Annotated in this window: 24 protein-coding genes and 1 tRNA gene; 11 read left to right on the top strand and 14 right to left on the bottom strand. The window is 60.1% G+C overall.

Annotated elements, in window-relative coordinates:
- Nucleotides 1-33: 33 nt before the first annotated feature.
- Together cysN and AC0V6M_RS05840 are read left to right on the top strand one after the other, a co-directional pair.
- The gene (gene cysN, locus AC0V6M_RS05845) at nt 34-1,956 is read left to right on the top strand and encodes a sulfate adenylyltransferase subunit CysN (RefSeq protein WP_486137903.1); all 1,923 of its coding nucleotides are present in this window, start codon (nt 34-36) and stop codon (nt 1,954-1,956) included.
- Between the two features lie 11 nt (nt 1,957-1,967).
- Nucleotides 1,968-2,726 carry a 3'(2'),5'-bisphosphate nucleotidase CysQ gene (locus AC0V6M_RS05840; protein WP_486137902.1) on the top strand — a complete coding sequence of 253 codons (759 nt, stop codon included), beginning with the start codon at nt 1,968-1,970 and terminating at the stop codon, nt 2,724-2,726.
- On the opposite strand, the gene AC0V6M_RS05835 is transcribed toward AC0V6M_RS05840, so the two are convergent.
- From AC0V6M_RS05835 to pepN, 8 genes are all read right to left on the bottom strand, one after another.
- Nucleotides 2,727-3,323 carry an OmpA family protein gene (locus tag AC0V6M_RS05835; protein WP_486137901.1) on the bottom strand — a complete coding sequence of 199 codons (597 nt, stop codon included), beginning with the start codon at nt 3,321-3,323 and terminating at the stop codon, nt 2,727-2,729. It abuts the gene before it with no gap.
- Nucleotides 3,324-3,353: 30 nt separating this feature from the next.
- Entirely contained in the window at nt 3,354-5,264 is a 1,911-nt protein-coding gene (locus AC0V6M_RS05830) for a cation:proton antiporter (RefSeq protein ID WP_486137900.1), read from the bottom strand.
- A gap of 85 nt (nt 5,265-5,349) precedes the next feature.
- Nucleotides 5,350-5,886, bottom strand: coding sequence for an adenine phosphoribosyltransferase (locus AC0V6M_RS05825; RefSeq protein ID WP_486137899.1), 537 nt, complete (start codon nt 5,884-5,886; stop codon nt 5,350-5,352).
- Nucleotides 5,887-6,005: 119 nt separating this feature from the next.
- Complete coding sequence (locus tag AC0V6M_RS05820) at nt 6,006-6,857, bottom strand: cytochrome c1 (protein WP_486137898.1); 852 nt, start codon at nt 6,855-6,857, stop codon at nt 6,006-6,008.
- 65 nt (nt 6,858-6,922) lie between these two features.
- The gene (locus AC0V6M_RS05815; protein ID WP_486137897.1) at nt 6,923-8,275 is read right to left on the bottom strand and encodes a cytochrome b; all 1,353 of its coding nucleotides are present in this window, start codon (nt 8,273-8,275) and stop codon (nt 6,923-6,925) included.
- A gap of 45 nt (nt 8,276-8,320) precedes the next feature.
- Complete coding sequence (petA, locus tag AC0V6M_RS05810) at nt 8,321-8,866, bottom strand: ubiquinol-cytochrome c reductase iron-sulfur subunit (protein WP_486137896.1); 546 nt, start codon at nt 8,864-8,866, stop codon at nt 8,321-8,323.
- Between the two features lie 234 nt (nt 8,867-9,100).
- Nucleotides 9,101-9,841 (bottom strand): peptidoglycan editing factor PgeF, encoded by a 741-nt coding sequence (pgeF, locus tag AC0V6M_RS05805; RefSeq protein WP_486137895.1) that lies wholly within the window; start codon nt 9,839-9,841, stop codon nt 9,101-9,103.
- Nucleotides 9,842-9,843: 2 nt separating this feature from the next.
- The gene (gene pepN, locus AC0V6M_RS05800) at nt 9,844-12,510 is read right to left on the bottom strand and encodes an aminopeptidase N (RefSeq protein ID WP_486137894.1); all 2,667 of its coding nucleotides are present in this window, start codon (nt 12,508-12,510) and stop codon (nt 9,844-9,846) included.
- Nucleotides 12,511-12,562: 52 nt separating this feature from the next.
- Here pepN and AC0V6M_RS05795 point away from each other — a divergent pair, with 52 nt between their 5' ends.
- Entirely contained in the window at nt 12,563-13,357 is a 795-nt protein-coding gene (locus tag AC0V6M_RS05795) for an SDR family oxidoreductase (RefSeq protein ID WP_486137893.1), read from the top strand.
- Here AC0V6M_RS05795 and AC0V6M_RS05790 read toward each other — a convergent pair.
- The 5 genes from AC0V6M_RS05790 to AC0V6M_RS05770 all read right to left on the bottom strand — a co-directional run bounded on the left by AC0V6M_RS05790 (nt 13,341) and on the right by AC0V6M_RS05770 (nt 18,743).
- Nucleotides 13,341-14,273, bottom strand: a complete 933-nt coding sequence (locus tag AC0V6M_RS05790; RefSeq protein ID WP_486137892.1) for a DMT family transporter — start codon at nt 14,271-14,273, stop codon at nt 13,341-13,343. The two genes, AC0V6M_RS05795 and AC0V6M_RS05790, sit on opposite strands and share 17 nt — an antisense overlap.
- The gene (locus tag AC0V6M_RS05785) at nt 14,270-15,289 is read right to left on the bottom strand and encodes a threonine aldolase family protein (RefSeq protein ID WP_486137891.1); all 1,020 of its coding nucleotides are present in this window, start codon (nt 15,287-15,289) and stop codon (nt 14,270-14,272) included. Before AC0V6M_RS05785 ends, AC0V6M_RS05790 begins: the two co-directional genes overlap by 4 nt.
- Nucleotides 15,290-15,386: 97 nt before the next feature.
- A complete protein-coding gene (locus AC0V6M_RS05780) occupies nt 15,387-16,967 on the bottom strand; it encodes a PH domain-containing protein (RefSeq protein WP_486137890.1) in 1,581 nt (526 codons plus the stop codon).
- On the bottom strand, nt 16,964-17,530 hold the full coding sequence (locus tag AC0V6M_RS05775; RefSeq protein ID WP_486137889.1) for a PH domain-containing protein: 567 nt from the start codon (nt 17,528-17,530) through the stop codon (nt 16,964-16,966). Before AC0V6M_RS05775 ends, AC0V6M_RS05780 begins: the two co-directional genes overlap by 4 nt.
- Nucleotides 17,531-17,573: 43 nt before the next feature.
- Complete coding sequence (locus tag AC0V6M_RS05770) at nt 17,574-18,743, bottom strand: acyl-CoA dehydrogenase family protein (RefSeq protein WP_486137888.1); 1,170 nt, start codon at nt 18,741-18,743, stop codon at nt 17,574-17,576.
- Between the two features lie 141 nt (nt 18,744-18,884).
- Between AC0V6M_RS05770 and AC0V6M_RS05765 the strand changes: the two genes are divergently transcribed.
- Nucleotides 18,885-19,637: an SDR family NAD(P)-dependent oxidoreductase gene (locus AC0V6M_RS05765; protein WP_486137887.1), complete on the top strand. Its 753-nt coding sequence runs from the start codon at nt 18,885-18,887 to the stop codon at nt 19,635-19,637.
- 48 nt (nt 19,638-19,685) lie between these two features.
- On the opposite strand, the gene AC0V6M_RS05760 is transcribed toward AC0V6M_RS05765, so the two are convergent.
- Nucleotides 19,686-19,760, bottom strand: a tRNA-Thr gene (locus AC0V6M_RS05760).
- Nucleotides 19,761-19,850: 90 nt separating this feature from the next.
- Between AC0V6M_RS05760 and AC0V6M_RS05755 the strand changes: the two genes are divergently transcribed.
- The 7 genes from AC0V6M_RS05755 to AC0V6M_RS05725 all read left to right on the top strand — a co-directional run bounded on the left by AC0V6M_RS05755 (nt 19,851) and on the right by AC0V6M_RS05725 (nt 26,959).
- Nucleotides 19,851-20,009 (top strand): hypothetical protein, encoded by a 159-nt coding sequence (locus AC0V6M_RS05755; protein WP_472643664.1) that lies wholly within the window; start codon nt 19,851-19,853, stop codon nt 20,007-20,009.
- Between the two features lie 141 nt (nt 20,010-20,150).
- A complete protein-coding gene (gene gpmA, locus AC0V6M_RS05750; RefSeq protein ID WP_486139576.1) occupies nt 20,151-20,837 on the top strand; it encodes a 2,3-diphosphoglycerate-dependent phosphoglycerate mutase in 687 nt (228 codons plus the stop codon).
- A gap of 7 nt (nt 20,838-20,844) precedes the next feature.
- Entirely contained in the window at nt 20,845-21,339 is a 495-nt protein-coding gene (gene purE, locus AC0V6M_RS05745) for a 5-(carboxyamino)imidazole ribonucleotide mutase (protein ID WP_486137886.1), read from the top strand.
- Between the two features lie 9 nt (nt 21,340-21,348).
- A complete protein-coding gene (locus tag AC0V6M_RS05740) occupies nt 21,349-22,434 on the top strand; it encodes a 5-(carboxyamino)imidazole ribonucleotide synthase (protein WP_486137885.1) in 1,086 nt (361 codons plus the stop codon).
- A complete protein-coding gene (locus tag AC0V6M_RS05735) occupies nt 22,431-22,955 on the top strand; it encodes a dihydrofolate reductase (RefSeq protein WP_486137884.1) in 525 nt (174 codons plus the stop codon). The genes AC0V6M_RS05740 and AC0V6M_RS05735 overlap by 4 nt, the downstream gene beginning before the upstream one ends.
- A complete protein-coding gene (locus AC0V6M_RS05730) occupies nt 22,955-23,893 on the top strand; it encodes a bifunctional riboflavin kinase/FAD synthetase (RefSeq protein WP_486137883.1) in 939 nt (312 codons plus the stop codon). The genes AC0V6M_RS05735 and AC0V6M_RS05730 overlap by 1 nt, the downstream gene beginning before the upstream one ends.
- A 12-nt stretch (nt 23,894-23,905) precedes the next feature.
- Complete coding sequence (locus AC0V6M_RS05725) at nt 23,906-26,959, top strand: isoleucine--tRNA ligase (protein ID WP_486137882.1); 3,054 nt, start codon at nt 23,906-23,908, stop codon at nt 26,957-26,959.
- The last annotated feature ends 2 nt before the right edge of the window (nt 26,960-26,961 follow it).

Below are 26,961 nucleotides of genomic sequence, written 5' to 3'. Positions count from 1 at the left end.
CCTTCGACAAGCTCAGGGCGAACGGAATTGATTATGCATAGCTCTGCGAAAGACAGTTCATTCCAAACCGACGCGCTGATCGCGGAGGATATCGACGCCTATCTCGACCAGCATCAGCATAAGAGCCTGCTGCGCTTCATCACCTGCGGCAGTGTGGATGATGGCAAATCGACCCTGATCGGACGGTTGCTGTACGATTCGAAAATGATCTTCGAAGATCAGCTGACCGCGCTGGAAAGTGACAGCAAGAAGGTCGGCACTCAGGGCGATGAGATCGACTTTGCCCTGCTGGTCGATGGCCTAGCGGCAGAGCGCGAACAGGGCATCACCATCGATGTCGCCTATCGCTTCTTCACGACCGAGAAACGCAAGTTCATCGTCGCCGATACGCCGGGGCACGAGCAATACACCCGCAATATGGTCACTGGGGCCTCAACCGCCGATCTGGCGGTTATCCTGATCGACGCACGCAAAGGCGTGCTCGAACAGACGCGGCGGCACTCTTTCCTGGTCCACCTGCTGGGCATCAAGCATTTGGTGCTGGCGGTGAACAAGATGGATCTGGTCGATTATGATCAGGCCCGGTTTGAGGAAATCCTGGCCGATTACAGCCAGTTTGCCGAGCAGATCGGCATTGAAGACTTCACCGCGATCCCGATCTCCGGCTTTAAGGGCGACAACATCACCGCCGCCCCTTCGGCCAACACGCCTTGGTATGGTGGCCCCTCGCTGATCCAACATCTGGAAACGGTTGAGCTCGCCAATACCGCCGCGCAGGAGCGCAGTTTCCGCATGCCCGTGCAATGGGTCAACCGGCCCAATTTGGATTTTCGCGGGTTCACCGGCCTGATCGCAAGCGGCACAATCAAACCCGGCGACAAGGTGCGCATTGTCCCTGCGGGCAAGACCAGCACGGTCAAATCGATCCTGACCTTTGATGGAGAGCTTGATGAGGCCGTCGCCGGCCAATCGGTCACCATCACTTTGGCGGATGAGGTTGATTGCAGCCGCGGCGACGTGATCGCGGCGGCGGACAATCCGCCTGAGGCGTCGGATCAGTTTGAAAGCACCTTGGTGTGGATGGACGAGGCGGCGCTGAAACCCGGCCGCGCCTATTGGCTCAAGATCGGCAGCCAAATGGTCAGCGCGACCATCGCTGAGCCAAAATATGAGATCTGCATCAACCGGTTTGAACATCTGGCGGCGAAAACGCTGGATCTGAACGGTATTGGCGTGGCGGAGCTGCGCACGGATCGGCCGATCACGTTTGAACCGTATGAGACGAGCCGCGCGCTTGGCGGGTTCATCCTGATCGACAAGTTCACCAATGCGACCGTGGGCGCTGGCATGCTGCATTTCAGCCTGCGCCGCGCGCAAAACGTGCATTGGCAGCCGACCACGATCACCCGCGATGATCATTCTGGCCTGAAAAACCAGCGCCCACGCGTGCTGTGGTTCACCGGGCTTTCCGGCTCGGGCAAAAGCACAATCGCCAATGAGGTGGAGAAGCGCCTCGCGCTGATGAACCGCCACACGTTCCTGCTCGACGGGGACAATGTGCGCCACGGGCTGAACAAGGATCTGGGCTTCACCGAGGCGGACCGGATTGAGAACATTCGCCGCATTGGTGAGGTGGCGAAGCTGATGACGGATGCCGGACTGATCGTGATGACCGCGTTTATCTCGCCATTCCGGGCCGAGCGCCAGATGGTGCGCGAAATGATGCCGGAAGGCGAGTTCATCGAGATCTTCGTCGACACGCCATTGGAAGTCGCCGAACAGCGCGATGTGAAGGGCCTTTACAAAAAGGCGCGCGATGGGGAGCTTAAGAACTTCACTGGGATCGACAGCCCCTATGAAGCGCCAGAGAACCCGGAAATCCGCGTGAACACGGTGGAGATGTCCATTGAAGAAGCCGCCGACCACATCATTGCCGCGATCCTGCCGCTGAAATGACAGACCAAGCAATGAACTCCGATCCCGCCGCAATGTCCGATGCCGAATTGGCCGCGCACCTCGCGGAGGTGGCTGGCCGCATCCTGCTGGATGTCCGCAGCAGCGGTATGTTCACCGGCAAAGCGCTGGGCGCGGCAGGCGATGCCACCGCCAACCAATTCTTATGCCACGCCATCCGCGCGGCGCGGCCGAACGATGGCTTGCTCTCCGAAGAGGAAAAGGACGACACCGCCCGCTGCTCCATGAGCCGCGTGTGGATCGTCGACCCCGTGGATGGCACGCGCGAATATGGCGAGGAGCGCAGCGATTGGGCTGTGCATGTCGGCCTGTCAGTGGATGGCGCAGCCAGCGTCGGCGCGGTCGCTCTGCCGGGCCTGGACGGCGGGATTGTGCTGAGCTCTGATCAGCCGGCTGCCCTGCCCGAAGCGGCGGCAAAACCGCGTCTGGTCGTCAGCCGCACTCGCCCCGCCAAAGAAGCGGTTGCGCTGGCAGATGCAATTGGCGGCGAATTACTCCCCATGGGCAGCGCGGGCGCAAAAGCCATGGCAATCGTGCGCGGCGAGGCAGAGATTTACCTGCATTCCGGCGGGCAATATGAATGGGACGGCTGCGCACCGATTGCGGTCGCAGCGGCGCACGGCCTGCATTGCAGCCGGATTGATGGCTCGCCGATGGTCTATAACCAAGCGGACACGTACCTGCCCGACCTGCTCATCTGCCGCCCGGAATACGCGCAGGCCGCTTTGGAGCTAGTCGCTAGCTTCGACTGATCAGTCCGCCGCGGCATCTGGCGGCGGCGTGCTGCGCGCAGAGCCGACTAGCACTTCCACCCGGCGATTGGCCGCTCGGCCCGCTTCATTCGGCGCGCCATTGGGCAGAGCATTGGGCTCTATCGGGTTTTGCTCCCCAAAGACGATTACGCGCACGCGGTCATCGGGAATTCCATTCTCGATCAGCCATGCGGCAACCGCCAGCCCCCGCGCCTCCGAAGCGCGCGCGTTCACGGCATCACTTCCGCCAGCATCGCTGTGCGCGCGCAAGACAATCGGCAGACCGCGTGCAACCTGCTCTGAGGCGAGCACTTCGTTGAGCGCAGCCACAGCCTCTGAGCTGAGGTCTGATCCGCCGTCTGGAAAACCAATCGTGGCGTTGAGCGGCTCCAGCGGAGCCTCCACTTCAGGCTGCTCAATATCGCTACGCAGGATTGAGACGGGTTCTTCTTCGCCCGTGCCGTCTTCGGCATTCTCACCGTCGGCGCCATCCGCAGTGCTAACGTCCGCGCCCGCATCCGTGTCGCCACGCTCAGAAGCGCAGGCGGATAGGCCCATCATTAATGATGCTGCGATCAAGACTGTCGTCGTTCTCATCACTTCCTCGTGTACCTTTGCCCACCTGAATCAGGCCGTTTGCGGGCCAGCATCGCCCTCGCCGTCAGGCTTGGATTTGTCTTTCGCCCGCTCTTTTCCGCTCTCTTTATTGGCGCGCTTGGCCGCATGTTCTTCCGCGCTCTTCAATGAAGGCGGGGTGAAGGAGATGATCGTATCGCCCGCACGCGGCTCTGGCCGGGCGGCATGGGTGAAGAACCTCAGCGTGCCGCTCTTGCGCACCAGCATCAGCATGTTGGCACTATCCGGGAGCACTTCCTGTGCGTCTTCAAAATTGAACTCGTCAGACAGCTTGGTCTTGCGGAAGACCCAGCCTTGCTCCTGGCGTTCGTTGGTGTCGGACACACCAAATCCAGATTCGAACAGAGCGCGCCCGCGAATGCTCTCTGGCAGGGCGTGCTTGTCGTCCTCATCCGCGCTTTCGCCCGGCTGATAGACGGAATCGCGCCCCACCTCATGCGCGAATTCATTGCAGACGAGTGCATTGTAAGCCTCGTTATCGGTCGCCGCGACGAGCACTTGGAACGGCGCAAGGTCGAGATTGTGCTCCGTCGCCTCGTTCAAAATCTCGCCGTGGTAAAACGGCAGACCTTCGCGCCGCGCCGCACCAAGCCTCTGCCAGCTGGGATCGACGATCATCACCGGGGTCTTGAGCGCCTTCATCTCTCGCGCGAGCGCAATCGTCCACGGAGTCGCCCCGACGATCAGCAGGCCGGGTCGCGATTCGCCCTTCACCTTCAGCAATTTGGCCGCCCATTCGACAGTAAAGCCGTGAGCGATAACCGTGATTACGACCACGGCAAAGCTGAGGCCGGTGAGCAATTGCCCGCCTTCAATCCCAAGCTCATCCAGGCGCAGCGCGAACAGGCCAGAGATCGCCACCAGCACAATGCCGCGCGGCGCAATCCAGGCGATGAACAATCGCTCGTTCCACGGCACGGCGGTGCCCAGCAGGCTGAGCAGGACGGTGGCCGGACGCACAAGGAACAGCAGAGCGAGCAGGAAGGCGAGCGGGCGCCAGCTCGTCTGCAGATAGGTCAGCTCCTCCCATTTCAGCGAGGCTGAGAGCAGGATGAAGATGCCCGAGACGAGGAGCACCGCAATGTTCTCTTTGAACGGGTGGATCGAGCGCAGGCTGGAGACGCCAAGGTTGGCGAGCGTAATGCCCATCACCGTGACCGCGACGAGGCCGGCTTCGTGCTCAATCTTGTTCGACAAGACGAACACGCCGATCACCGCGCTGAACAGCACCGGTACCTTGAGATATTCCGGGATCGCGCCGCGCGGGAACAGGAAGGCGATCAGGCGCGCGGCTGCATAGCCGATCAAACCCGCCATAATCGCTGCAATGATGAGCGGCGGCACGACTTCTATAAGAGACGCCCCAGGACTCTCAGCGACCTTGCGGAAATATTCATAGGCGATGACCGCGCACAGCGCCCCGGTCGGATCGTTGACAATCCCCTCCCATTTGAGGATCGAGGCTGGCCGGGTCTGGATGTTGGATTGCCTCAGCAGCGGGATCACCACCGTCGGCCCGGTGACGATCAAGATGCCGCCAAACAGGACCGCGACCGGCCACACCAGGCCAGCAATGTAGTATCCTGCCGCGGCGCCCAACGCCCAACCGATAAACACGCCGATCGTGGCCAGGCGGATCACCGCTTGGCCGGAATGCCTAAGCTCTCGGTAATCGAGGCTGAGCCCCCCTTCAAACAGGATCAGCGCAACGCCAATGCTGACCATCGGGTCGAGCAAATCGCCAAAGGCCGCCTCAGGATCGATCAGTCCGGTGATTGGGCCGGCGATAAATCCCGCAGCCAGCATCAGGACAATCGCCGGCCAGCCCGTTCGCCAAGCGACCCATTGCGCGCCGATACCGAGCACGCCGACCGTGGCGATTACAAGAGCTTGCGAGTCCATACCGGCTGCCGGGTGCGCGCTTACGGGGGCGAAATCAAGCCTTATGACAATCGTTTACAGCGCCGCAAACCTACACTGTGGAGTGTTAGTCGCCCTCGAAATCCAGCAATGTCTGCACTTCAAGGCCCGCCGAGGCCAGTTTCGTCGCCCCGCCCAGGTCCGGCAGATCAATCACGAACAGCGCATGATCAATCCGTGCGCCCGCCATGCGCAGCAGCTTGGCGGCCGCGATGGCCGTGCCGCCGGTCGCGATCAAATCATCGACGATCACCACATGCTCGCCCTCGCTGACGGCGGCGGGATCCATCTCCAACCGATCAGTGCCATATTCGAGGGCATAGTCGATGCCGATCGTCTCAATCGGTAGCTTGCCCGGCTTGCGCACCGGGACAAAGCCGACACCGAGCTCAACGGCGACCGCTGCGCCAAATATAAAGCCGCGCGCCTCCATTCCGGCGATCTTCTGAGCACCGCAGGCACGCGCCATTTCCGCCAAATGCCGCACGCTGGCCGCCAAACCCTCAGGGTGGCCGATCAGCGTGGTGATGTCACGAAACTGGATGCCGGGCTTGGGAAAGTCTGGGACCGTGCGGATCAGCGCGCGCAATTCTTCGGGGGTCATATCCAGTTCCTCATCATGCGCCGCGCCCGATGGGCATAGGCCTCAAACGAAAAGCGCCCCGCCATCGCATGTGGATGGAGAGGCGCTGTTTCAAACATGGGGTTGTTGTACCCGTCTGCTTATTTCTTCTTCGGCTTGAGCCCTGCCCATATCTGTTTCTTCGAGAGATAGGCAAGGATCGTTGCGAACAGCAGGAAGCCAAGAACTGGCCAACCGGTCTGCTTGCGCTTCACCAGTGTTGGCTCAGCGGTCCAGGTCAGGAAGGCCGCAACGTCGGCTGACATTTGATTGACGGTCGCCTCGGTGCCGTCGGCATAGGTCACCTGGCCGTCGATCACGATTGGCGGCGCCATCGCAATGTTCACATTGGAAAAGTACTTGTTGAAGTACAGGCCCGCTGGCGTCTCAAACTCTGGAACGGTAGCCGCGATCTCTGGATCAGGTTCCCCATAACCCGACAGCAGCGAATACAGGTAGTTCGTGCCGTCTTTGCGCGCCTTGGTCATCAGCGAGAGATCAGGCGGGATCGCATTGTTGTTAGCCGCCGCCGCAGCCACATCGTTTGCAAACGGTGATGGGAACTGGTCGGTCGGCTTGCCCGGACGCGTGGTTGCTTCGCCCGTGTTGGGGTCGATGCCTGGGACTGTCCAATTGGCCGCCTCGGCCTGAACTTCTGCTTCGGAATAACCCAGCTCGCTCAAGTTGCGGAAAGCGACAAATTTCAGGCCGTGGCAGGCCGCACAGACCTCTTTGTAGACCTGATAGCCGCGTTGCGGCTGAGCATTGTCCCAGCGGCCGAACGGGCCCTCGAATGAGAACCCGCCCTCTGGCGCGATGGGCTTTTCCTTGAAGGCATAATAGTCAGGCTTTTCTGGCGGCGCATAATTGATCGCGCCTGGCAGCAGGGACCAGAAAAACAGGATCCCCACGATCCCTAAACCTGCAATGATCGCTCCGAGACGAATGCTCATACGCTTAGACTTTCAACTTAAACTAGAGTTCACTGGGCCAGACGGGCGGCGTTGCCAATGGCGGACTATTCGGCCGGCTGCAAGGAACCGGCTTCGCCAGCGTCCTTTGCACCCGAACTTGCGGAGTTTCCAGGAGCCGCATCATCCGACCCAAGCACCGATTCGGTGATCGAATAAGGCAGCGGCTTGGGCACTTCGATCTGACTGACGATCGGCAGGATCACCAGGAAGTGCAGGAAGTAATAGGCCGTCGCAATCTGGCTTAGCAAAACATAAGGCTGCTCTGCCGGGGCACCGCCTGCGATGAACAATGCGATCATGCAGGGGATGAAACCGAACCAGAAGAACTTCTTGAACATCGGGCGATAATGGCCGGAGCGAACCGGGCTCTTATCGAGCCATGGCAGGAAGAACCACAGTAGGATCGAACCGAACATCGCGATCACGCCCAACAACTTCGCCTGGATCAATACGATGCCGGTGAACGGGATCGTCAGGTCGTCCGTGAAGGCGCGCAGGATCGCGTAGAACGGCAGGAAGTACCATTCCGGAACGATCAAGGCCGGCGTCGAAAGCGGGTTTGCCTCGATATAGTTATCCGGGTGACCCAGCATGTTCGGCAGGAAGAACACCATGAAGGTGAACGCCAGCAGGAAGATGCCGAGGCCAAAGCCGTCCTTCGCCGTGTAATACGGGTGGAACGGCACAGTGTCGCTCTCCTGCTTCACTTCGATGCCTGTCGGGTTCGAAGAACCAGGAATGTGCAGCGCCCAAATGTGCAGGATAACAACACCGGCAATCACGAATGGCAGCAGGAAGTGCAACGAGAAGAAGCGGTTGAGCGCGGCGTTATCTGGCGCAAATCCGCCAACCAGCCACACTTGCAGCGATTCGCCGACCAGCGGGATCGCCCCGAACAGGCCGGTAATCACTTTCGCGCCCCAGAAGCTCATTTGGCCCCAAGGCAATACATAGCCCATAAAGGCCGTTGCCATCATCAGCAGGAAGATAACCACGCCCAGCAGCCAGATCATCTCGCGCGGCGCTTTATAAGAGGAGTAGAACAACCCGCGGAAGATGTGCAGGTAGATCACGATGAAGAAGAAGCTTGCCCCGTTGGCGTGCGCATAGCGCATCAGCCAGCCGGAGTTGACGTTGCGCATGATGTGCTCAGTCGTAGCAAAAGCAACCTCAGTGTTGGCAGCATAGTGCATCGCCAATATCACACCGGTGACGATCTGGATCATCAGACAGAACCCGGCGAGCACGCCAAAATTCCACATGTAATTGAGATTGCGCGGGACCGGGTAACCGGCACCTACCGCATTATAGACCAGCCGCGGCAATGGCAGCTTTTCATCAATCCATTTCGTGAAACCGGTTTGCGGTTCGTATGGTTTTGCCCAGGCGAAGCTCATGGCGTTCTCTCGTGAGTGTTCAACAGATAGATCAGTTACGCAGGATTACCCGACGCGGATGACCGATTCAGAGGTAAATGCGAAATCTGGGACGACCAGATTGGTTGGCGCTGGGCCTTTGCGAATGCGGCCAGCGGTGTCGTAGTGCGAGCCATGGCACGGACAGAAATAGCCGCCATATTCGCCCTTGTTTTCACCTTCAGCCGCCCCCAGCGGCACACAGCCGAGGTGGGTGCAAACGCCCATTGTGACGAGAATGTCTTCATTGCCCTCGCCCAGCCGGTCCGCCAGGCTTTCCTGATCGCGCAGATCAGCGATACTAACTTCGTTTGCCTCTGCGATCTCTTCCGGCGTGAGACGTTTCACGAACAATGGTTGCTTGCGAAAAACCGTTTTAATGCTTTGACCCGCTTCGATTGCAGAGACATCGACATCGGTGGTGCTTTCAGCAAGCACATCAGCCGATGGAGCCATTTGGGAAACCAGCGGCAGCGCGCTAGCCGCAGCACCAACGCCCGCGGTCGAAAGCGCTGCTACGTGAATAAAATCACGCCGCCGTACGCCCTCATTTGCTTGGTTTGCATCAGCCATCGTTCAAAAACCCTGTCTTCTTTGCCGCATTGGATACGTGCCCTTGCGGCGGTAACGTTGATTGTTTGTCTAGCCAGTCCAGCGGAGGTTTACGCAGTCAGCGAAAGCCCAAACCTGCATTCACCCCATGCCGGATTACAACTCGTGCGCGCTCCTAGCCCCAATGGCCGGGGATTCCAACACTGTTTTCAGCATTGCTTGTTCGCTTTCCTGCAAGCCTATGGCCAAACGGACTCAGGACGCAGCGATCATACTGATTTGACGCCCATAATTTGCCTCGCCGTGCTGAGACGCACGGCGATAGGAATAGTAACGCTCGGAAAGCGAAAAGGTGTCCAAATCGAGCAATTGGACGGTTTCGAGCCCAGATTTGGCGAGCCGCGCGGCGACAAAACCTGGCAAATCAAACTGCCAGTGCTCATAGCCCCCGGCGGAAAAGTGGCGTTCATCCTCGTGCGTGAAATTGGCCCTAAAGGGCGCATCGACCTCGTAGCTCGCCTGAGCGATTGTCGGGCCGATAGCGGCTGCGATGTTCTGACGCACTGCGCCCAGTGCCTCCATTGCGGCAAGCGTGTTTTCGAGCACGCCGCCGACCGCGCCGCGCCATCCTGCATGGGCTGCACCGACCACCCCAGCCTGCTCGTCCGCAAACAACACCGGCGCGCAATCCGCCGTCACAATGCCCAGCACAATGCCGGGTGTTGACGTAACGACAGCGTCACCTACCGGGCGGCCAGTGGGATCATCCGCCCATGCCTGATTCACTGTGACAACATCGGGCGAATGAACCTGATGCGGAGCGGCGAACGCGGCGCCCTCCACAAGAGCCTGCGCCCCGTCCAGCCGGTCCCGCGCGATCAGGGCGCTGTCACCATCCCCGCCATAGCCGAATTGATGCGCGCCATTGGCGTGTCCGAAAAAGCCGTGCGGAATATGCCTAAGCGCATCTGCGCGCGTTATGTCGAACGCGCCCATGCTCAGCCTTCCAGACTGCGGGTGACCTGCTCAGATGTATCGCGCGACAGGCCGGATGCGGCGGCAATCCGCTCCAGCTCTGCCTTCATCATGGCTGCGCGTTTAGGCTCGATTCGGCGCCATTTGCCCAAAGGCGACACAAACCGCGCCGCCGTGTGGGGATTGATCGGATCAAGCGCCAGAATGAGGTCGGCGATCAGGCGGTAACCGTCTCCGCTCGGATCGTGGAAGCCCGCCGGATTGCCGGCAAAGGCCATGTAGAGCGAGCGCACACGGTTAGGGTTTTTGATCGTAAAGTCATCATGCTCGGCCAGCGCCTTCACATGATCGATCACGTCCGCATGCGGCGCAAGCGCTTGCAGCGTGAACCATTTGTCGATCACCAGATCATTGCCGGTGTAGCGATCATAAAACGCTTTCAATGCCTCGGCACGCTGCGGACAGTCGATACCGCACAGCACCATCAGCGCGCCTTGGCGGTCGGTCATATTGTCCGCTGCATCAAATTGCTGCGCCGCCATACCTGCCGCTTGCTCTGGATCGCTCGCCGCGAGCAGCGCCAGCACCTGAGTCTTCACCTTGCGCGCGCCGCGCCCGGCAGGATCGCCAAAGCCAACCGAGGCCGTGCGGGCATAGAGCCCTTCAAGCTCGCGTTTCAGCACGGTGCCCAGCGCAGTCTTCAGCGCCTCTCGCTCGGCATGGATCGCGCCCGGATCGGCCAGCCGCGTGCCGCTCGCCATTTGCTCAAACAAATAGGTCTCGCTCGGCAGCATCATCAGCTCGCCGCGCATATTGTCGTCCAGCGCATCGTCAGTCAGGATTGCGGCCAGAGCATCGCCGATTGCGGTCTTGCCCTCCGCCCGCTGCGCCTCATCAAGCTCGCCAGAGGCCGCCGCGACGAGGTGACCGACGCTCGGCTGCTGCATCGCCTCGTAGCGCGCAAAGGGATCATCATCATGCGCGGCAAGAAAACCGAGGTCTTCGAGCGGTACATCATGCTCGATCACCACAGGCGCGGTGTAGCCGCGGTTGATCGAGACCACGGGATCTGGCCCGACCATTGGCAGGGAAAAGCTCTGCTCACCCTCGGTAAGGACAATCAGCTCCTCTTCGCCAAGCTGGCTGGTCGCGCGGCTGTGCACCGCGACCCGTAATGGGATCGGCATGGCCTGCTTATCCGGTTGGCCCGGCGTCGGCGGCACGGTTTGTGACAGCGTCAGGGTAAGTCCATCGCTCGCATCCTCTTGGCGAACCGTCACGCGCGGCGTGCCTGCTTGGCGGTACCACAGGCGGAACTGCTCCAGATCGAGCCCAGCCCCATCCTCAATGGATGTGATGAAATCCTCACAGGTCGCTGCTTCGCCGTCGTGACGATTGAAATAGAGATCAGTCCCGGCGCGGAACCGCTCTAGACCCGCCATATTGCGCATCATGCGGATAACCTCAGCGCCTTTGTTATAGACGGTGGCGGTGTAGAAATTGCTGATTTCGCGGTAACTGTCCGGGCGGATTGGGTGCGCTAGCGGCCCTGCGTCCTCTGGGAATTGGGCGGCGCGCAGGATGCGCACATCTTCGATCCGCTTCACCGCATGCCCACGCATATCCTGGCTGAACAGCTGATCGCGCAGAACGGTAAAGCCCTCTTTCAAGGACAGCTGGAACCAGTCGCGGCAGGTGATGCGATTGCCGGACCAATTGTGGAAGTACTCATGCGCGATCACGCCCTCAACGCCGTCATAATCGGCATCGGTGGCGGTATCGGGATCGGCCAGTACATATTTGGTGTTGAAGACGTTGAGACCTTTGTTCTCCATCGCGCCCATGTTGAAATCTGACACGGCAACGATGTTGTAGAGGTCGAGATCATACTCGCGCCCAAAAGTCTCCTCATCCCACTTCATCGAATGATGGAGCGATGCGAGCGCATGATCCGTGCGGCTTAAGTCTTCGGCGCGGACCCAGATGTTGCACTCAACCTCGCGGCCAGACATCGTCGTGAACGGCGCGGAATTGGCGACCAGATCGCCCGCGACGAGCGCGAAGAGATAGCTCGGTTTGGGCCATGGATCATGCCATTCTGCAAAATGCTGGCCATTCTCGCTTTCGCCCTCGGCCATTTTGTTGCCATTGCACAGCAGAACCGGGAACAGCTCCTTGGGTCCGCTCATATGCACCCAGTATGTCGACAGCACATCAGGCCGGTCAGGGAAGAAAGTAATCCGGCGAAAGCCCTCCGCCTCACATTGAGTGCACAGCATGCCGTTTGAGGCATAGAGCCCCATCAGCGTGGTGTTCGCGCTCGGATCGATTTCGGTCTCGATCATGATTGAGTGGCTGTCACCGGGCAGCGTCAGGATCAGATCCGGCCCGTCCATCGCAAAATCGTCAACCGTCACATCGTCGACGGTAACGCGCGCCGGTGTCAGGCTGTCGCCATTGAGCCTTAGCTCGTTGGAGGCCTCAGCAGCAGGATTGCGCTCCACTTTAAAACTGGCCAGCACGCGTGTTGTCTCAAGGCCTAGATTGAACACGAGCTTAGTTTCTGGGAGCAGCCAAGGGAACGGCTTATAATCTGCGCGCAGGATCACCGGCGGTTCCGCTGGGACCGGCGGCGCATCGGCCAGTTGAGGGTTGCCATCCGGGGTCGAGGGGGTCGTTGCAATATCCATAGGCTCAGATTTAGGTTGATTTGCCTCAGCGTCCAGCGATTAGGTGGCGCGCATGACAAATTTGCTGATCTTTGGGCTTGGCTACACCGCAAAACGCATCGCTGAACAAATGCGAACGCGCGGCTGGCAAGTGGACGCCACGGGCAGCGCGGGCAATGTGGATTTTGCCGACCGCGATGCTGTGGCAGCAGCGCTGGAGCGCGCAAGCCATGTGCTCTCTTCCGTCCCGCCGGATCGCAAGGCCGGGCTGGATCCTGTTTTGGACACCTATGGCCGCGATTTTGGCAAAACTTGGTTTGGCTATCTCTCCTCCACCGGCGTTTATGGCGATCAGCAGGGTGCTTGGGTCGACGAAAGCACACCGACGATTGCCGAAACCGGGGCAGGCCGCCGCAATGCCCGCGCCGAAGCCGATGCTTTATGGATGAAACTGGGCGCGAGAGTGTTCCGCTTGCCCGGCATTTATGGGCCGGGTCGCAGCGCGCTGGACCGCGTGCGCGACGGCCGCGCGCGCCGGATCGATATGCCGGATCAAGTCTTCAGCCGGGTGCATGTCGATGACATCGTCAGCGGCGTGGTTGCCGCTCTCACCAGCGGCGCGCCAGCGGGGGCTTACAACCTTGCCGATGATCTGCCCGCGAGCGGCAATGCGGTGACCGAACATGCTTGCCAATTGCTCGGGATCGAGCCGCCCTCTTTGGAGACGCTGGAGGAAGCAAACCTGTCAGAAATGGCACGCGGATTTTATGCAGAAAACCGCCGAGTTGCGAATGGCAAGGCCAAGCGGGTGCTGGGATGGCAACCGGAATATCCGACCTATGTGGAGGGGCTCAACTCGCTTCTTTGACCTGCCGGGCGCGCAGCGCGACGACCAATCCCAGCATGGCAAGGGCAGCCCCGCCAGCCGCCATCGCCGTCCATATGTAGCCTTCGAACACGGTCGAGATAATCATCGCGACAACAACCACGAGCACCCCGTTATAAGCGGCCCGACCCGCGCCCAACTCGCGCACAAGCCCGTAATAAATAGGGAAGGTCACAACCGAACCGGCCAGTGCAAGCCATACCGTTCCCAGCCAGTAACTCGCCGAACTGGGAAAGGTCGGCGGCCCGCTGATCGCAAACGCAAGCGCGCCATCCATGACCGTGCCATACAGCATCGCCCATGCCAGCAGCGTCACCAGCTTCACACCGTTACCAGCGGGTCCAGCCTGAATGACGTTCGCAATGGATGCCGACAGCATTGCGATCAGGGCAAGCACAGTCCCGAGCACAACGTCTCCGCCCAGATGCTCCACCGCGCTGCCTTCCAGCGCTTCATTCCACAACAGCAGCCCAATCCCCACCAGCGCAATGCCGCTCCCTGCGACGAAGCGCCCGGTTATCGGCTGTTTCAACAACAACCAGCCAAGGATCGCATTGGGCACCAACATCATCCCAATCAGCAAGGCGACAATACCCGAGGTGAGGTGAAGCTCGGCGAGATAGACGAAGGTGTAATTACCGCAGAATTGGAACACTCCCATGGCCAAGGCGAGCCGGTGTGCGCGCTTCGGCATGCGCAAACCGCCGCCCATAAACAGGGCCAGCGCAAACATCGCCGGGGTCGCCAAGGCAAATCGAAATGCGACCGACCAATGCGGCGAAACATCGGTGACCTGCCCGACAATGACAACCCAGGTCGACCCCCAGATAAAGGCGACCAGAAGAAAAGGCAGGGCAATGCGCGGACGCAGCATCGCATGTGGGGGCAATTCACTCATAGAGTGGAGATCGCCGTAGCCAGCGCGCTCGCATCGTCATCGCGGGTGCTCCACGCGGTCACAAACCGGGCGGCATCGGCGCCCCAATCGTAAAAGGCAAAGCCTTGCGCGCGCAGCGTCTCTCGCTCAGCCTCAGTCAGTCGCACGAACAGTTCATTGGCCTCGACAGTGTGCATCAAGCGATCGCCGCAAGCCCCGGCGATTTCCGCCGCCGCTGCGTTCGCATGGCTCGCATTCGCCAGCCATAGATCACCATCAAGCATCGCGAGAATTTGCGCCGCTAAATAGCGCCCCTTGCATTGCAAATGGCCGGCGCGTTTGCGGCGATAGCGCACCAGATCGGCTTGGCTCTCGTCAAACAGCACCACAGCCTCTGCGCCCATGCCGCCGTTCTTAATGAAGCCAAAGGCCAAGCTATCAACCGGGCCGCACGCCGCACGCGCGGCTGCCTGAGCCGAGCCGCCTGCATTCGCCGCAGCATTGGCAAAGCGCGCGCCGTCCATATGCAGGCCAAGTTTGCGCGCCGCCGCAAATTCTTTGAGCGCGGCGAGTTCCTCGCTGGAATAGACGCACCCATATTCGCTTGCCTGTGTAATCGCGATGGCGTGGGCTTGTACCTGATGCACATCATCGCGGATCGGATCGAGCAGCGCGGCAATGCCTTCCGGCGTCAGCTTCGCGCCTTCGCCGCCCGCCAGCATCAGCTTCGCGCCGTGCAGGTAAAAGCCGGGCGCGCCGCCCTCATCGACTTCGATATGCGCCTCTTCATGGCACACGACCCCGCCATGGGGTCCGCATATGGTGGCCAGCGCCAGACAATTGGCCGCCGTACCTGTGGCGATCCATTCCGCCGCGCATTCGCGCCCAAACAGATCGCTAAAGCGCTCGTCCAGCTGCGCCGACAGCGCGTCGCCATCATAGGGATTGTCAGCATGATCCGCCGCGCGCATCGCTTCCCACACATTGGGGTGGACCGGCGCGGCATTGTCGGACAGGAAAGGCATTAGCGTTGTCATCACCGCCCGCGTCTAAAGCGCGCAGCCACATTCGCAAGCCGCTTCAAGCGACTTGAGTTTGAATTTCGTGACTTGGTGGACGACTTAATCCCGCGAGCTATGCCCGTTCGAGCTGAGAGAAATCCTTGCTGGCGATCGTTTCGAGCACTGCTGCACGGACCTCGCGTGCACGCTCCAAGGGGACGCCTGCAATCGAGAGGCTGCCTCCTGCCAATCCAAAGTCCAAACTCGCATAGCCGCGCCTTTGCGCAATCGGGCCCTGGCTGATCTCGACCGAATGCAGTTTCACGCGGTTGGCGATCATGCTGCTGGGTGAGAACAGCCCACTGACCGACATGATCTGACTGTCATCAAGAGCATGGCGCTTAAATTGCCAAGAATAGAGCGCGGCAAAGGCAAACACCGCCGCCATCACCAGCGGAATCAGCACGAAGTATGGCGGCGCAAATATCGCCACTGGCACGGCGATAAGCAGGAACACGCCGCCATCGATCAGCGCGCCGTCAAAGCGGTATTTCTTCGCGGCCCGGTGCCATTGCGCATCCTCGCTCGGCAGATGAAAGCCGGAGGCCTCAACGATTGGCGCGATCTCATCCGGCTGCGCGAACGGCGCAACATCATGATTCGATGCCCCTGCATCCTGCGCGAGGCTGATGAATTTGAGGCCATGCCAACCGAACCGGTAACGGATGAAACGCGTGCCGATTTTGATGCCCTGCACCCGGTGAACCGGCATTACGACGTCAGTTTTGGTCAGCAGTCCGCGACGACGCCGGAACCCGCGGGGCGTTTTTTCCAGCAGGAAGTCCCATTCGCGCAAAGCCGTGCGGATCATGCCCGTCGCGATCCCTAAGATGATCAGCGAGAGGACCGCAATTATCCCGCCGACAATCTGCGCGCTGCGCCCAAGGCTGGAGAGCGCATCGCTTTGTCCGATCAGCCGCTCTTCCCAAGCTTCAAAATCCCACAGATCAAACGGCAACAGGAATTCAAATTGCTGGGTCAAACCGAACAGGACAGCAACCACGGCAAGCGAGAAACTGAACAATCCGAAAATGAAAATACGGCGAGGGCCCATGGTGAAGAGCGCCTCGGCGGTCTCATCCTGCGGGGCCTCAGCGGCGGCAGCTTGCTCGCTAGCACCTTTCGCCGCCACAGGGGCCGTTTCAGCGGCGCGGCGTTCGCGCACCACTTGGCGCAAACGCTCACCTTCATCTTCAGTCAGGAAGGAAAGCGACAAATCCTCGCCGCCGCCTGCGCCGGTTTCAAACTTGACCGAGACCAGACCGAACAAGCGGGGCAGCAATTTCTGCTCTAGGCTGACGTCTTGAATGCGCTCAAACGGGACCGAGCGCGCCGTGCGCGACACCAGTCCGCTTTCGACCCGAATGTCTTCCACGCCGACGGTGTAGGTCAGCTTGCGCCAGCGGATATAGCCCAGCGCAAAACTGACCGCGAAGATCAGCGCGGCGAGCCCCAGCGCGATAAGAATGGCGTAATTGCTGCTACTGCTAAATGCGACAAAGGCCGCCGGCAGAACGGCGTTTTTAAGCCCGCTGACCACGCCCAAGGCGACGCTGAGCGGGGCGGTGCGCTGAGGCACTATCCCGGCGGATTGTGTATCTGCAGGTGCGGCTGCAGAAGCGCCGCTGGCCTCGCTGACCACCTCGCCGCTCACATTGTATCCCGCTTGATATGCGCGCGAATATCCTCGCGCATGTCGTCGGCCAGCGCCTTGTTGAGCCCTGGCAAATGCACCGATGCATTGTGGCTGCCCGCCGTGTGCACGGTAAGCGTCGCGAGATCGAAGAACCGTTCAATCGGGCCCTGATCCACATCAATGTGCTGAACCCGGCCAAATGGCACAACCGTGTCAGAATTCCACAAGATCCCGCGCACGACGCGCAGCCGGTCGGCGCTCATATTGTATCCGCGCGCCTGAAAGCGACGCATCGGCACGCGAATGATGAAGATGAGCGAGAGGACCAGCAAAACGCTCATCACCACACCAGCCGGAATTGGCGTTTCTTCGACAATCACGGCCTCAAACACCAGTCCACCAATTAGAACCGGAATCGACGTCAGGATCGCGGTCAAACGCAGGGAATGGACGTAATTCGGGTGCGGCTGAGTCAGCGCCGCGTCATCATGCAGAGCGACCTCTTGCGCGGCAGCAGGCGCGGCAGGATTGCCGGCCGGTACAGGCGTAGCAGGGGTCAGAATTGTATCGGGTGTGTCCATAGTGCCTTAGATGCGCAATACAGCCGCGCCGCACAAGTCCCAATTACGCCCTTTGATTGAATCGGCGGCCCACCATTGCGCTGGCGATATTGGTCTTTTGCACATCGATTGCGCCCCCCGCGATCCCCCAAGCATAGGCATCGCGCAGCCGCTGCTCCATCCCGTAATCCTTGTGATAGCCATATCCACCCATCACTTGCATGCCGAGCGCGGCGACATCGCGCACGATCTCATTGGCGTAGCATTTGGCGAGGCTGCTTTCATAAACGCTCGGCAGGCCGTCGGGATTGCTGGAGGCGTTCACTGCCGCCCGGTGGATGAGCAGACGCGCCGCATCGACCTTCATCGCCATTTCAGCCAGCTTCATCTGCACGGCTTGAAAATCCACGATTGGTTTGCCGAACGCCTCGCGCTCCTGCGTGTAGGCGAGCGCTTGTTCCAGCGCCGCCGCCGCAACGCCCAGGCTTTGCGTCGCATTGCCGCAGCGCTCCAGCCCGAACGCGCTCATCAATTTGCCGAAACCGCCCGCGCCGATAATCACGTTCTCGCCGGGTACTTTCACATCTTCAATCGCATAATCGGCGGTCGGGATGCCGCGAAAACCCATCAGCTCCTCGCGCTTGCCAAATTGCAGGCCCGGCATGTCTTTTTCGAGCAGGATCGCGCCGATCCCTTTTGCGCCTGGTTCATCGGTGAAGCGGCAATAGGTGACGTAATAGTCAGAATGCCCGCCGCCGCTGGTCCAGCGTTTGTAGCCATTGACGACATAACCGTTTCCGTCCGGTACGGCTTTGGTTGTGAGGTCCGTCAACGCCGTGCCAGCGTCCGGCTCTGACATAGAAACTGCAACAATCTTCTCGCCCTTGATCACCTCTGGCAGGATGCGCGCCTTCATCTCTGGCGAGCCAAACCGGTCAATTGTGCGCACTGGCCCGGTCAGCGCCTCAAACACTGGAAAGGCAACCGCGTTGGAAACCTGTGCAAACTCCTCCAGCACGATCAGCGCCTCAATATGGCCAAGGCCCAGTCCGCCATATTCCTCTGGAAGATTGACGCCCAGAAACCCCATGTCACCAAATGTCCGCAGCATCTCTGGCGGCACGGGATAATCATTGGCCTCCATGTCGCGGGCCAGCTCTGGCAATTCAGCGCGGGCAAATTTGCGCGCGGTTTCCTGCAGTTCGCGCTGCTGATCGGTAAAATTAAAGTCCATGGCTGTCCTCAAAGATGGTGATCGCGTTTGCTGCTTCCTAGCGCATGGGAGCGGCTCTTGCGCAAGATATGCCTTGCAAACAGCCGGACACCTAAAAAAATCTGTAGACGGCCATCCGCCTCTATCGCCATAGTCCGCTGCATGAGCATTTCTGCAGATTTGAGCGGGCGCAATGCGCTGATTACTGGGGCATCATCGGGTTTGGGCATGCGCTTTGGCCGAATCTTGGCCGCGAGCGACGCGAATGTTGCACTGGGTGCGAGGCGCAAGGACCGGCTCGAGGCCTTGGCCAGCGAAATCGGTGATAAGGCGACCCCGATCACGATGGATGTCGGCCGAGATGCGGATATTGTCGCAGGGTTCGACGCGGCAGAAGCCGCCTTTGGCATGGTCGATACTGTCATCGCCAATGCCGGTATTGATGGCCAGGGCATGGCGACCGAAACCAGCGAAGAAGAGATAGAGCGAACGCTAAGCATCAATCTAAAGGGCGCGATCCTGACCGCGCGTGAAGGTGCGCGGCGAATGATTGATGCGGGCGTGCCCAATGGCCGGATCGTGATGATTGCCTCGATCACCGCATTTGAAGCCTCTCCGGGGCTCGTCGCTTACTCAGCGAGCAAAGCGGGCGTGGTGCAAGCCGCACGCAGCATGGCAAAGGAATGGGCACGCACCGGAATCTGCGTGAACACCGTATCGCCCGGCTACATCCGCACCGACATCAACAATGACTGGTTCGAAACCGATGCTGGCAAACGTCAGGTGAAACGCTTTCCAAAGCAGCGCCTGATGGGCGAAGAGGGCTTGGACCCAGTGATATTGATGCTCTGCTCAGACGCGGCGGAATTTATCACGGGCGCGGATTTCGTTCTGGACGACGGGCAGAGTTTGTAGGCCCGCGTGAAGCGCAGGTGCTGCCAATTTCCATAAAACAGAGAAGAATGGTGCCACGAGAGAGAATTGAACTCTCGGCCTCGTCATTACCAATGACGCGCTCTACCACTGAGCTACCGCGGCGCCTGTTCAAGACGCGCGCCTATCGTTGGGTGCGGCGCCAATGTCAAGCGGCGCTTGAACCTGAGGCCCGATATCGGCAAGGCATTTCGCATGAGTGACACCAAAAGCAACAATCTGTCGCGCGAGGAGCGTTTGGCCGCGAAATTGCGAGAGAATCTGCGCCGCCGCAAAGCGCAAGGACGCGATCTTGCTAGCCCCGCGAGCGAATCGGGCGAAAGCAGGGTTTCCAAGGACGACGCCGGGGGCTAGTGGGTTTGACTTAAATTTTGGGTAACCCGAGCCACCCACTCCCTCCGCCCTTCCACCCGGATCGTATCCGAAAGTGTCCGGGTGGAAGGGCGGAGGGAGTGGGTGGCTCGGAACAGCAAAGCGGAAATCCGGAGAAACACCATCCCTAAACTTATTCTCGTGCGCCACGGCCAGAGCCAGTGGAACTTGGAGAACCGTTTCACCGGATGGTGGGACGTTGACCTCACGGAACAAGGCATTGCCGAGGCCAAGGCCGCAGGTGCGCTGATGCGCGAGAAAGGCGTGGTGCCAACCACCTGCTTCACCTCGCTGCAAACGCGCGCGATCAAAACGCTCAACCTCGCACTGGAAGAAGCCGGCCTGTTGTGGCTGCCGGTGACCAAGAACTGGCAGCTGAACGAGCGGCATTACGGCGGACTGACCAGCCTCAACAAACAAGAAACCCGCGACAAGCACGGCGATGAGCAGGTGCATATCTGGCGCCGCAGCTTTGACACGCCGCCCCCGCCAATTGAGCCGGGCAGCGAATATGATCCCGGTGCAGACCCGCGCTATGACGGGATTGATGTGCCTCAGACCGAAAGCCTGAAGCTGACGATTGAGCGCGTGCTGCCCTATTGGGAGAGCGCAATCCTGCCGGTGCTGGCCAGCGGCGAGACGGTAATCATTTCTGCGCATGGCAATTCGCTGCGTGCGCTGGTGAAGCATCTGTCGAACATTTCAGATGAGGACATCACCGGGCTCGAGATTCCCACCGGCCAGCCGATCATCTATGATTTCGACGATGCCATGGTCCCGGGCGAGCGGTACTATTTGAAGGACAGCTGAGGCGCATATGGCCAAGGATACCACCGGCAAAGTCGCCATCGTCATGGGCAGCCAATCGGATTGGCCCACGATGAAGCGCGCGGCTGACGTTCTTGAAGAGCTGGAAGTGGAGCATGAGGCGCGGATCGTGTCGGCCCACCGCACACCTGACCGCATGGCCGCCTTTGCCAAAGGCGCAGAGGGCGAAGGCTTTGACGTGATTATCGCGGGCGCAGGCGGAGCGGCCCATTTGCCCGGTATGATCGCGGCGATGACGCATCTGCCCGTGCTCGGCGTGCCGGTTCAGTCCAAGGCGTTATCGGGCTGGGACAGTCTGCTGTCGATTGTGCAAATGCCCGCTGGTGTGCCCACCGGCACGCTGGCGATTGGCGAGGCGGGCGCGACCAATTCCGGCCTGCTTGCTGCCAGCATTCTGGCGCTGTCAGACGAAGGCCTGTCGCAGCGGCTGCAAGATTGGCGGGCCGCGCGTAGCGCCGCCGTCACTGAAACGCCGCAGGACTAAAGGGGCGCCATGAGAACGCTTCCTCCCGGCTCGACAATTGGTATTTTGGGCGGCGGTCGGCTGGGCCGAATGCTGGCGGTTGCCGCGCTCCAACTTGGCTATCGCTGCGTCGGCTATGCGCCCCAAGGCGACAATATAGCGCGCGATGTCTGTACTGATTTCTTCGAGAATGACTGGAGCGACACCGCCGCGCTCGCCGCCTTTGCGGCCAAATGCGATGTGGTGACATGGGAGTTTGAGAACGTCCCGCTCTCCACGGTGCACGCTCTGCCAGAAACAATGCTGGCCCCCGGGCCGAAGGCTTTGGAAGTCGCGCAAGACCGCCTCAATGAAAAGAGCTTCGTCGAAGGGTTCGGCGCGCAGCCAGCGCCCTATAAGCGAGTTGAAGATGATGCGGATTTTACCAGAGCGCTGGAGATGGTCGGCGCGCCCGGCATCCTTAAGACCGCGCGCGATGGCTATGATGGCAAGGGCCAATGGCGCGTCGCCTCCGCGCATGACGCGGATGGCATCCGCTTCCCCGGTGTCGCCTGCGTCTATGAAGGCATGGTCGATTTCGAAACCGAGTTTTCAGTGATCCTCGTGCGCGGATATGATGGCGAGATCCGCTTCTGGGATTCCACCGCCAACACCCATGACAGTGGGATGCTGAGCAGCTCCATCCTGCCCGCTGGCCCGTTGGTCGAAGCGCAGGTTGAGGCCGCGCGCGGTATCGCCGGGCAGGTTGCCGATGCGCTGAAGTACGTCGGCGTCCTAACGCTAGAATTCTTCGCGACAAAGGCTGGCCCAGTCTTCAACGAAATGGCCCCGCGCGTGCACAATTCCGGCCATTGGAGCATCGAGGGCGCGGCCACCAGCCAGTTTGAGAACCACATTCGTGCCATTTGCGGCCTGCCGCTGGGCGGCACCGAAACCCGCTTTGCCAGCATCGAAATGCACAACATTATCGGCAAAGACGCGCTGGAGGCGCACGCACTGCTGGCCGAGAACGGCGAGCCGCATCTGCACCTCTATGGCAAGGCGGAGGCCCGCGAGGGCCGCAAGATGGGCCATGTCACCCGGGTGAGCCATGAAACAGGACCGGCCAGCGCGTGAGCGACAAGATATTCCTGATTTATGCCCGCGCTGGGAACGGCACGATTGGCAAGGATGGCAAGCTGCCCTGGCACCTGCCTGCGGACCTAAAGCGGTTCAAAGCCTTGACCATGAACCGCCCGATGATCATGGGGCGCAAGACTTTTGAGAGCCTGCCAGGCCTTTTGCCCGGCCGCCGCCATATCGTTCTAACCCGGCGCGATCGCTGGGACAGCAGCGGCGCAGAGGTGGTGCATTCCATCGACGAGGCGCTGGAGCTGGCCCGCGATGGCAATGAAACCGGCGAGATCGCCGTGGTGGGCGGCGCAGCGATATACGACGTGTTTCGCCCGCATGCCGACCGGATCGAAGTGACCGAAATCCATGCGGACTATGCCGGCGACACCTTCATGAAGCCGATTGGCGATGAATGGGAAGTCACCGCCCGTGAAGACTTTCCAGCCGAGGGCGATCAACCGGCTTACTCCTTCCTCACCTATCATCGGCAAGGACGCACAGACACGCTGGATGCGGACGCATAATGCGCTGGCTCGATCACCGTGAACCTGTCTCAGAGGCGCTGCGCGGCGCGATTATTGCGCTGGGCAATTTCGATGGCTTCCACCGCGGGCATCAGGCCGTCGCCGGTGAGGCGATCGACTGGGCGCATGCCGAAGGTCGCCCTTCGATCATCGCCACATTCGATCCGCATCCAGTGCGCTTTTTCCGCCCCGATGCCCCGCCGTTCCGCCTGACCACACTGGAGCAGCGCCAAGAGCTGTACCTGGGCGCAGGCGCAACCGCGATGCTGGTGTTTCATTTCGATGCTGAGCTCTCCAGCACCAGCGCGGAGGATTTCATCACCGAGATCCTGATCAAGCGCTTTGGCGCGCATGGCGTCGTGACCGGCGGCGATTTTACCTTTGGCAAAGGCGCGAAGGGCAATGTCAATCTGCTGCGCCGCTTTGGCAGCGAACACGGCCTTGAAAGCCGGGTCGTCTCCCCGGTCGAGGGAGAAGGCGCAATTGTCTCCTCCAGCCGCATTCGCGAGGCCTTGCGCGAGGGCCAACCGGAACTCGCCGCAGAGCTGTTCACCCGTCCCTTCGCGATCCGCGGCATTGTTGAGCACGGCGACAAAAACGGGCGCAAGCTCGGCTATCCCACCGCCAACCTGCATGTCGAAAGCTACCTGCGGCCCAAATACGGTGTCTACGCCGTGACCGGCAAAGTGCTGGCCACAGGCGAAGAGCTCAAAGGTGCAGCGAACATGGGCATCCGCCCTCAGTTTGAGCCGCCCAAGGAATTGCTGGAGCCGCATTTCTTTGATTTCTCCGGCGACCTTTATGGCCAGGAAATCGAAATCGCCTTTCACCACTTCCTGCGCGGCGAGGCGAAGTTCAACTCGCTCGATGATCTCATCGTGCAGATGGACAAGGATTGCGAGGAAGCGCGAAGGCTTCTAAGCGCGCCGAAAGCGTAGATTAGGCCAACAATGACCGAAGAAACCCAAAAGCGAGATTACAAGGACACCGTCTTCCTGCCGAAGACCGCGTTTCCAATGAAAGCCGGCCTGCCTCAGAAGGAGCCGGGCATTCTCGCGCGTTGGCAGGATGCGAACCTGTACCGCACTATGCGCGACACCCGCAGCGGTCGCGAGAAGTTCATCCTGCATGATGGCCCGCCCTATGCCAATGGCGACATGCATATCGGCCATGCGCTAAACCATATCCTCAAAGACATGGTGTGCCGCACGCAGAACCTGATGGGCAAGGATGCGCCCTATGTGCCGGGCTGGGATTGCCACGGCCTTCCAATCGAGTGGAAGGTTGAGGAGCTGTACCGCAAGAAAAAGAAGAACAAGGACGAGGTTCCGCCAAAGGAATTCCGCGCCGAATGCCGCGCCTATGCGCAGAAATGGGTCGATGCCCAGCGTGAGCAGCCGAAACGCCTTGGCATTATGGGCGATTGGGACAATCCGTACCTCACCATGGACCCTCAGGCAGAGGGCACGATTGTTGCCGAGCTGATGAAGTTTGTGGAGGCGGGCAACCTCTATCGCGGGTCGAAGCCGATTATGTGGAGCCCGGTTGAAAAGACCGCTCTGGCCGAGGCTGAGGTTGAGTATGAAGACCTGACCGACAGCCCACAGATTGACGTGGCGTTTGAGATCGCGGAATGCCCGAATGTGCCCGAACTGGTCGGCGCGCATGCGGTGATCTGGACGACGACGCCTTGGACGATCCCAGTGAACCAGGCGATCGCCTATGGGCCGGATGTTGAATATACGATCATCGATTGCCTGCTCAGTTTTGATGGCGCCGCTGAGGACGGTCAATACGATCAAGCTATAACAAGAGTCGAAAACGTCTTGCCATGGTACAAACGTGGCAACCGAATTTTGATCGCGACCGATTTGATCGAGCCTTTCTTTGAGCGTCTAAACATAAGCCTGAAGGGAATTGACCTCGGTGACCCCACCTTAGGGAAGATGATCTTCGAGCCACATCTTGCGATGGACGAAACCCTTTCCGAAATCTCAAAGACAAAACTGGTAGGCTCAGACTTAGCCGGAACCATCGCCAAGCACCCAATGGCGGACAAGTTCCCGGACAACGAGTTTTACGCCAAGCCGCGCCCCTTCCTCGAAGGCGATTTTGTCACCACCGAAAGCGGCACTGGCCTGGTCCACATGTCGCCCGATCACGGCGAGGATGATTTTGAGCTGTGCAAGGCGAACGGCATCAATCCCGTTTTCGCGGTGATGGACGATGGCCGGTACCGTGATGATTGGCCGTGGCTCGGCGCGGATGATCTGGATGCGGACGGCAAGGCGCGCCGCCGCGCGGTCATCAACAAACCATTTAACTCTAAAGAAGGACCAATTCGAGCTGATTTGAGGAAGGTCGGTGCTCTCCTCTCCGAAAACGACAAATACGAACACTCCTATCCGCACTCCTGGCGCTCCAAAGCCAAGGTGATCTATCGCTGCACGCCGCAATGGTTTGTGCCGATGGACAAGCCGCTGGAGCCATTGTCTTCACTGCATTCCGCGTCTTTGGAAGACTTGGACGCGGCCGTGGGCGGCACATTGCCCAAGGGCGAAGGCGACACTCTGCGCGCCCGCGCCATGTCGGAAATTGAGCGAGTGAATTTCGTCCCGCCCAAGGGCCAGAACCGCATCGGCTCCATGGTCGAGGGGCGGCCCGATTGGGTGCTCAGCCGCCAGCGCGCCTGGGGCGTGCCGATCACGCTGTTCGTGCGCCCCGATGGCACCTATCTGCAAGACCCAGAAGTGAACGCGCGCATTGTCGCCGCCGTCACCGCCGAGGGCGTCGATGCCTGGGAAGAAGCACGCAAGGCCGAATTCCTCGGATCCAATCACAACCCGGATGACTATGAAATGGTCACCGATATTCTGGACGTGTGGTTCGACAGCGGCTGCACCCACGCATTCGTGCTGGAATCGGACCGCTGGCCGGATCTAACCTGGCCTGCGAACCTCTATCTCGAAGGCAGCGACCAGCACCGCGGGTGGTTCCAATCCTCCTTGCTGGAAAGCTGCGCGACGCGCGGCCGCGCGCCCTATGACGAAGTGCTGACCCATGGTTTCACCATGGACAGCGCGGGTAAGAAGATGTCGAAATCGCTCGGCAACACCATCGATCCGCTGAAGGTGATGGAGCAATATGGCGCGGATATCATCCGGCTGTGGGCGCTCAGCGTGGACTTTACCGAAGACCACCGGATCGGCGATGAAATCCTGAAAGGCGTGGGTGACCAATACCGCCGCCTGCGCAACACATTCCGCTATATGCTCGGCGCGCTCGATGGCTTTGTCGGCGATATGTCGGATGGCGGCGAAATTCCTGAGCTGGAGATCTATGTTCTCTCGCTGCTGGGTGATCTCGACGCCAAGCTGCGCAAGGCCGCCGAAGAATACGACTTTAACAGCTACACCCGCCTGCTGGTCGATTTCTGCAACGAAGACCTCTCGGCCTTCTTCTTCGATATTCGCAAAGACACGCTCTATTGCGACGGCGAAAACTCAGTTAGCCGAACCGCCTATCGCACTGTGCTCGACCTGCTGTTCCACGCGCTTGTTCGCTACGCCGCGCCAGTGCTGGTCTACACCGCCGAGGAAGTGTGGCAGAGCCGCTATCCCGAAGACGGCGAGCAAGGCGGCAGCGTGCATTTGCTTGAATGGCCGAGCATTCCGGTCGTGCCTGCCGACACCGGCAAATGGGAGGCCTTGCGGGCTCTGCGCGAACGTGTGACCGAAGCGATTGAGCCCTTGCGGCGCGAAAAGACCATCCGCTCCAGCCTGGAGGCCGAGGTTACTGTGCCCGCCAGCGCGGTGCCGGAAGGCGTGAGCGACGAACAGCTCGCCGAATTGTTCATCACTGCGACAGTCAGTCGCGGCCAAGGGGACGAGGTGACCGTCGTCAAAACATCTCATGCGAAATGCGGGCGCTGCTGGCGCTTGCTGCCTGACGTGCCTGAGGAAGGCGCGCTATGCGGACGCTGTGCGGAGGTGCTCGGTGAATAACG

The sequence above is a fragment of the Erythrobacter sp. JB3-1 genome, assembly GCF_057364995.1.
Note: the sequence above shows the minus strand (reverse complement) of the source record. Positions and strands in the feature narration are given on the sequence as shown.

What these genes read in the sequence shown, in the direction of transcription:
- AC0V6M_RS05815 (WP_486137897.1), bottom strand. Translation starts at nt 8,275, where the DNA reads ATGAGCTTCGCCTGGGCAAAACCATACGAACCGCAAACCGGTTTCACG.
- AC0V6M_RS05755 (WP_472643664.1), top strand. Translation starts at nt 19,851, where the DNA reads ATGAGTGACACCAAAAGCAACAATCTGTCGCGCGAGGAGCGTTTGGCC.
- purE (WP_486137886.1), top strand. Translation starts at nt 20,845, where the DNA reads ATGGCCAAGGATACCACCGGCAAAGTCGCCATCGTCATGGGCAGCCAA.
- AC0V6M_RS05825 (WP_486137899.1), bottom strand. Translation starts at nt 5,886, where the DNA reads ATGACCCCCGAAGAATTGCGCGCGCTGATCCGCACGGTCCCAGACTTT.
- AC0V6M_RS05795 (WP_486137893.1), top strand. Translation starts at nt 12,563, where the DNA reads ATGACAAATTTGCTGATCTTTGGGCTTGGCTACACCGCAAAACGCATC.
- AC0V6M_RS05725 (WP_486137882.1), top strand. Translation starts at nt 23,906, where the DNA reads ATGACCGAAGAAACCCAAAAGCGAGATTACAAGGACACCGTCTTCCTG.
- pepN (WP_486137894.1), bottom strand. Translation starts at nt 12,510, where the DNA reads ATGGATATTGCAACGACCCCCTCGACCCCGGATGGCAACCCTCAACTG.
- AC0V6M_RS05840 (WP_486137902.1), top strand. Translation starts at nt 1,968, where the DNA reads ATGAACTCCGATCCCGCCGCAATGTCCGATGCCGAATTGGCCGCGCAC.
- AC0V6M_RS05835 (WP_486137901.1), bottom strand. Translation starts at nt 3,323, where the DNA reads ATGAGAACGACGACAGTCTTGATCGCAGCATCATTAATGATGGGCCTA.
- AC0V6M_RS05740 (WP_486137885.1), top strand. Translation starts at nt 21,349, where the DNA reads ATGAGAACGCTTCCTCCCGGCTCGACAATTGGTATTTTGGGCGGCGGT.
- AC0V6M_RS05790 (WP_486137892.1), bottom strand. Translation starts at nt 14,273, where the DNA reads ATGAGTGAATTGCCCCCACATGCGATGCTGCGTCCGCGCATTGCCCTG.
- AC0V6M_RS05820 (WP_486137898.1), bottom strand. Translation starts at nt 6,857, where the DNA reads ATGAGCATTCGTCTCGGAGCGATCATTGCAGGTTTAGGGATCGTGGGG.
- AC0V6M_RS05830 (WP_486137900.1), bottom strand. Translation starts at nt 5,264, where the DNA reads ATGGACTCGCAAGCTCTTGTAATCGCCACGGTCGGCGTGCTCGGTATC.
- AC0V6M_RS05785 (WP_486137891.1), bottom strand. Translation starts at nt 15,289, where the DNA reads ATGACAACGCTAATGCCTTTCCTGTCCGACAATGCCGCGCCGGTCCAC.
- AC0V6M_RS05730 (WP_486137883.1), top strand. Translation starts at nt 22,955, where the DNA reads ATGCGCTGGCTCGATCACCGTGAACCTGTCTCAGAGGCGCTGCGCGGC.
- AC0V6M_RS05775 (WP_486137889.1), bottom strand. Translation starts at nt 17,530, where the DNA reads ATGGACACACCCGATACAATTCTGACCCCTGCTACGCCTGTACCGGCC.
- cysN (WP_486137903.1), top strand. Translation starts at nt 34, where the DNA reads ATGCATAGCTCTGCGAAAGACAGTTCATTCCAAACCGACGCGCTGATC.
- petA (WP_486137896.1), bottom strand. Translation starts at nt 8,866, where the DNA reads ATGGCTGATGCAAACCAAGCAAATGAGGGCGTACGGCGGCGTGATTTT.
- pgeF (WP_486137895.1), bottom strand. Translation starts at nt 9,841, where the DNA reads ATGGGCGCGTTCGACATAACGCGCGCAGATGCGCTTAGGCATATTCCG.
- AC0V6M_RS05770 (WP_486137888.1), bottom strand. Translation starts at nt 18,743, where the DNA reads ATGGACTTTAATTTTACCGATCAGCAGCGCGAACTGCAGGAAACCGCG.
- AC0V6M_RS05765 (WP_486137887.1), top strand. Translation starts at nt 18,885, where the DNA reads ATGAGCATTTCTGCAGATTTGAGCGGGCGCAATGCGCTGATTACTGGG.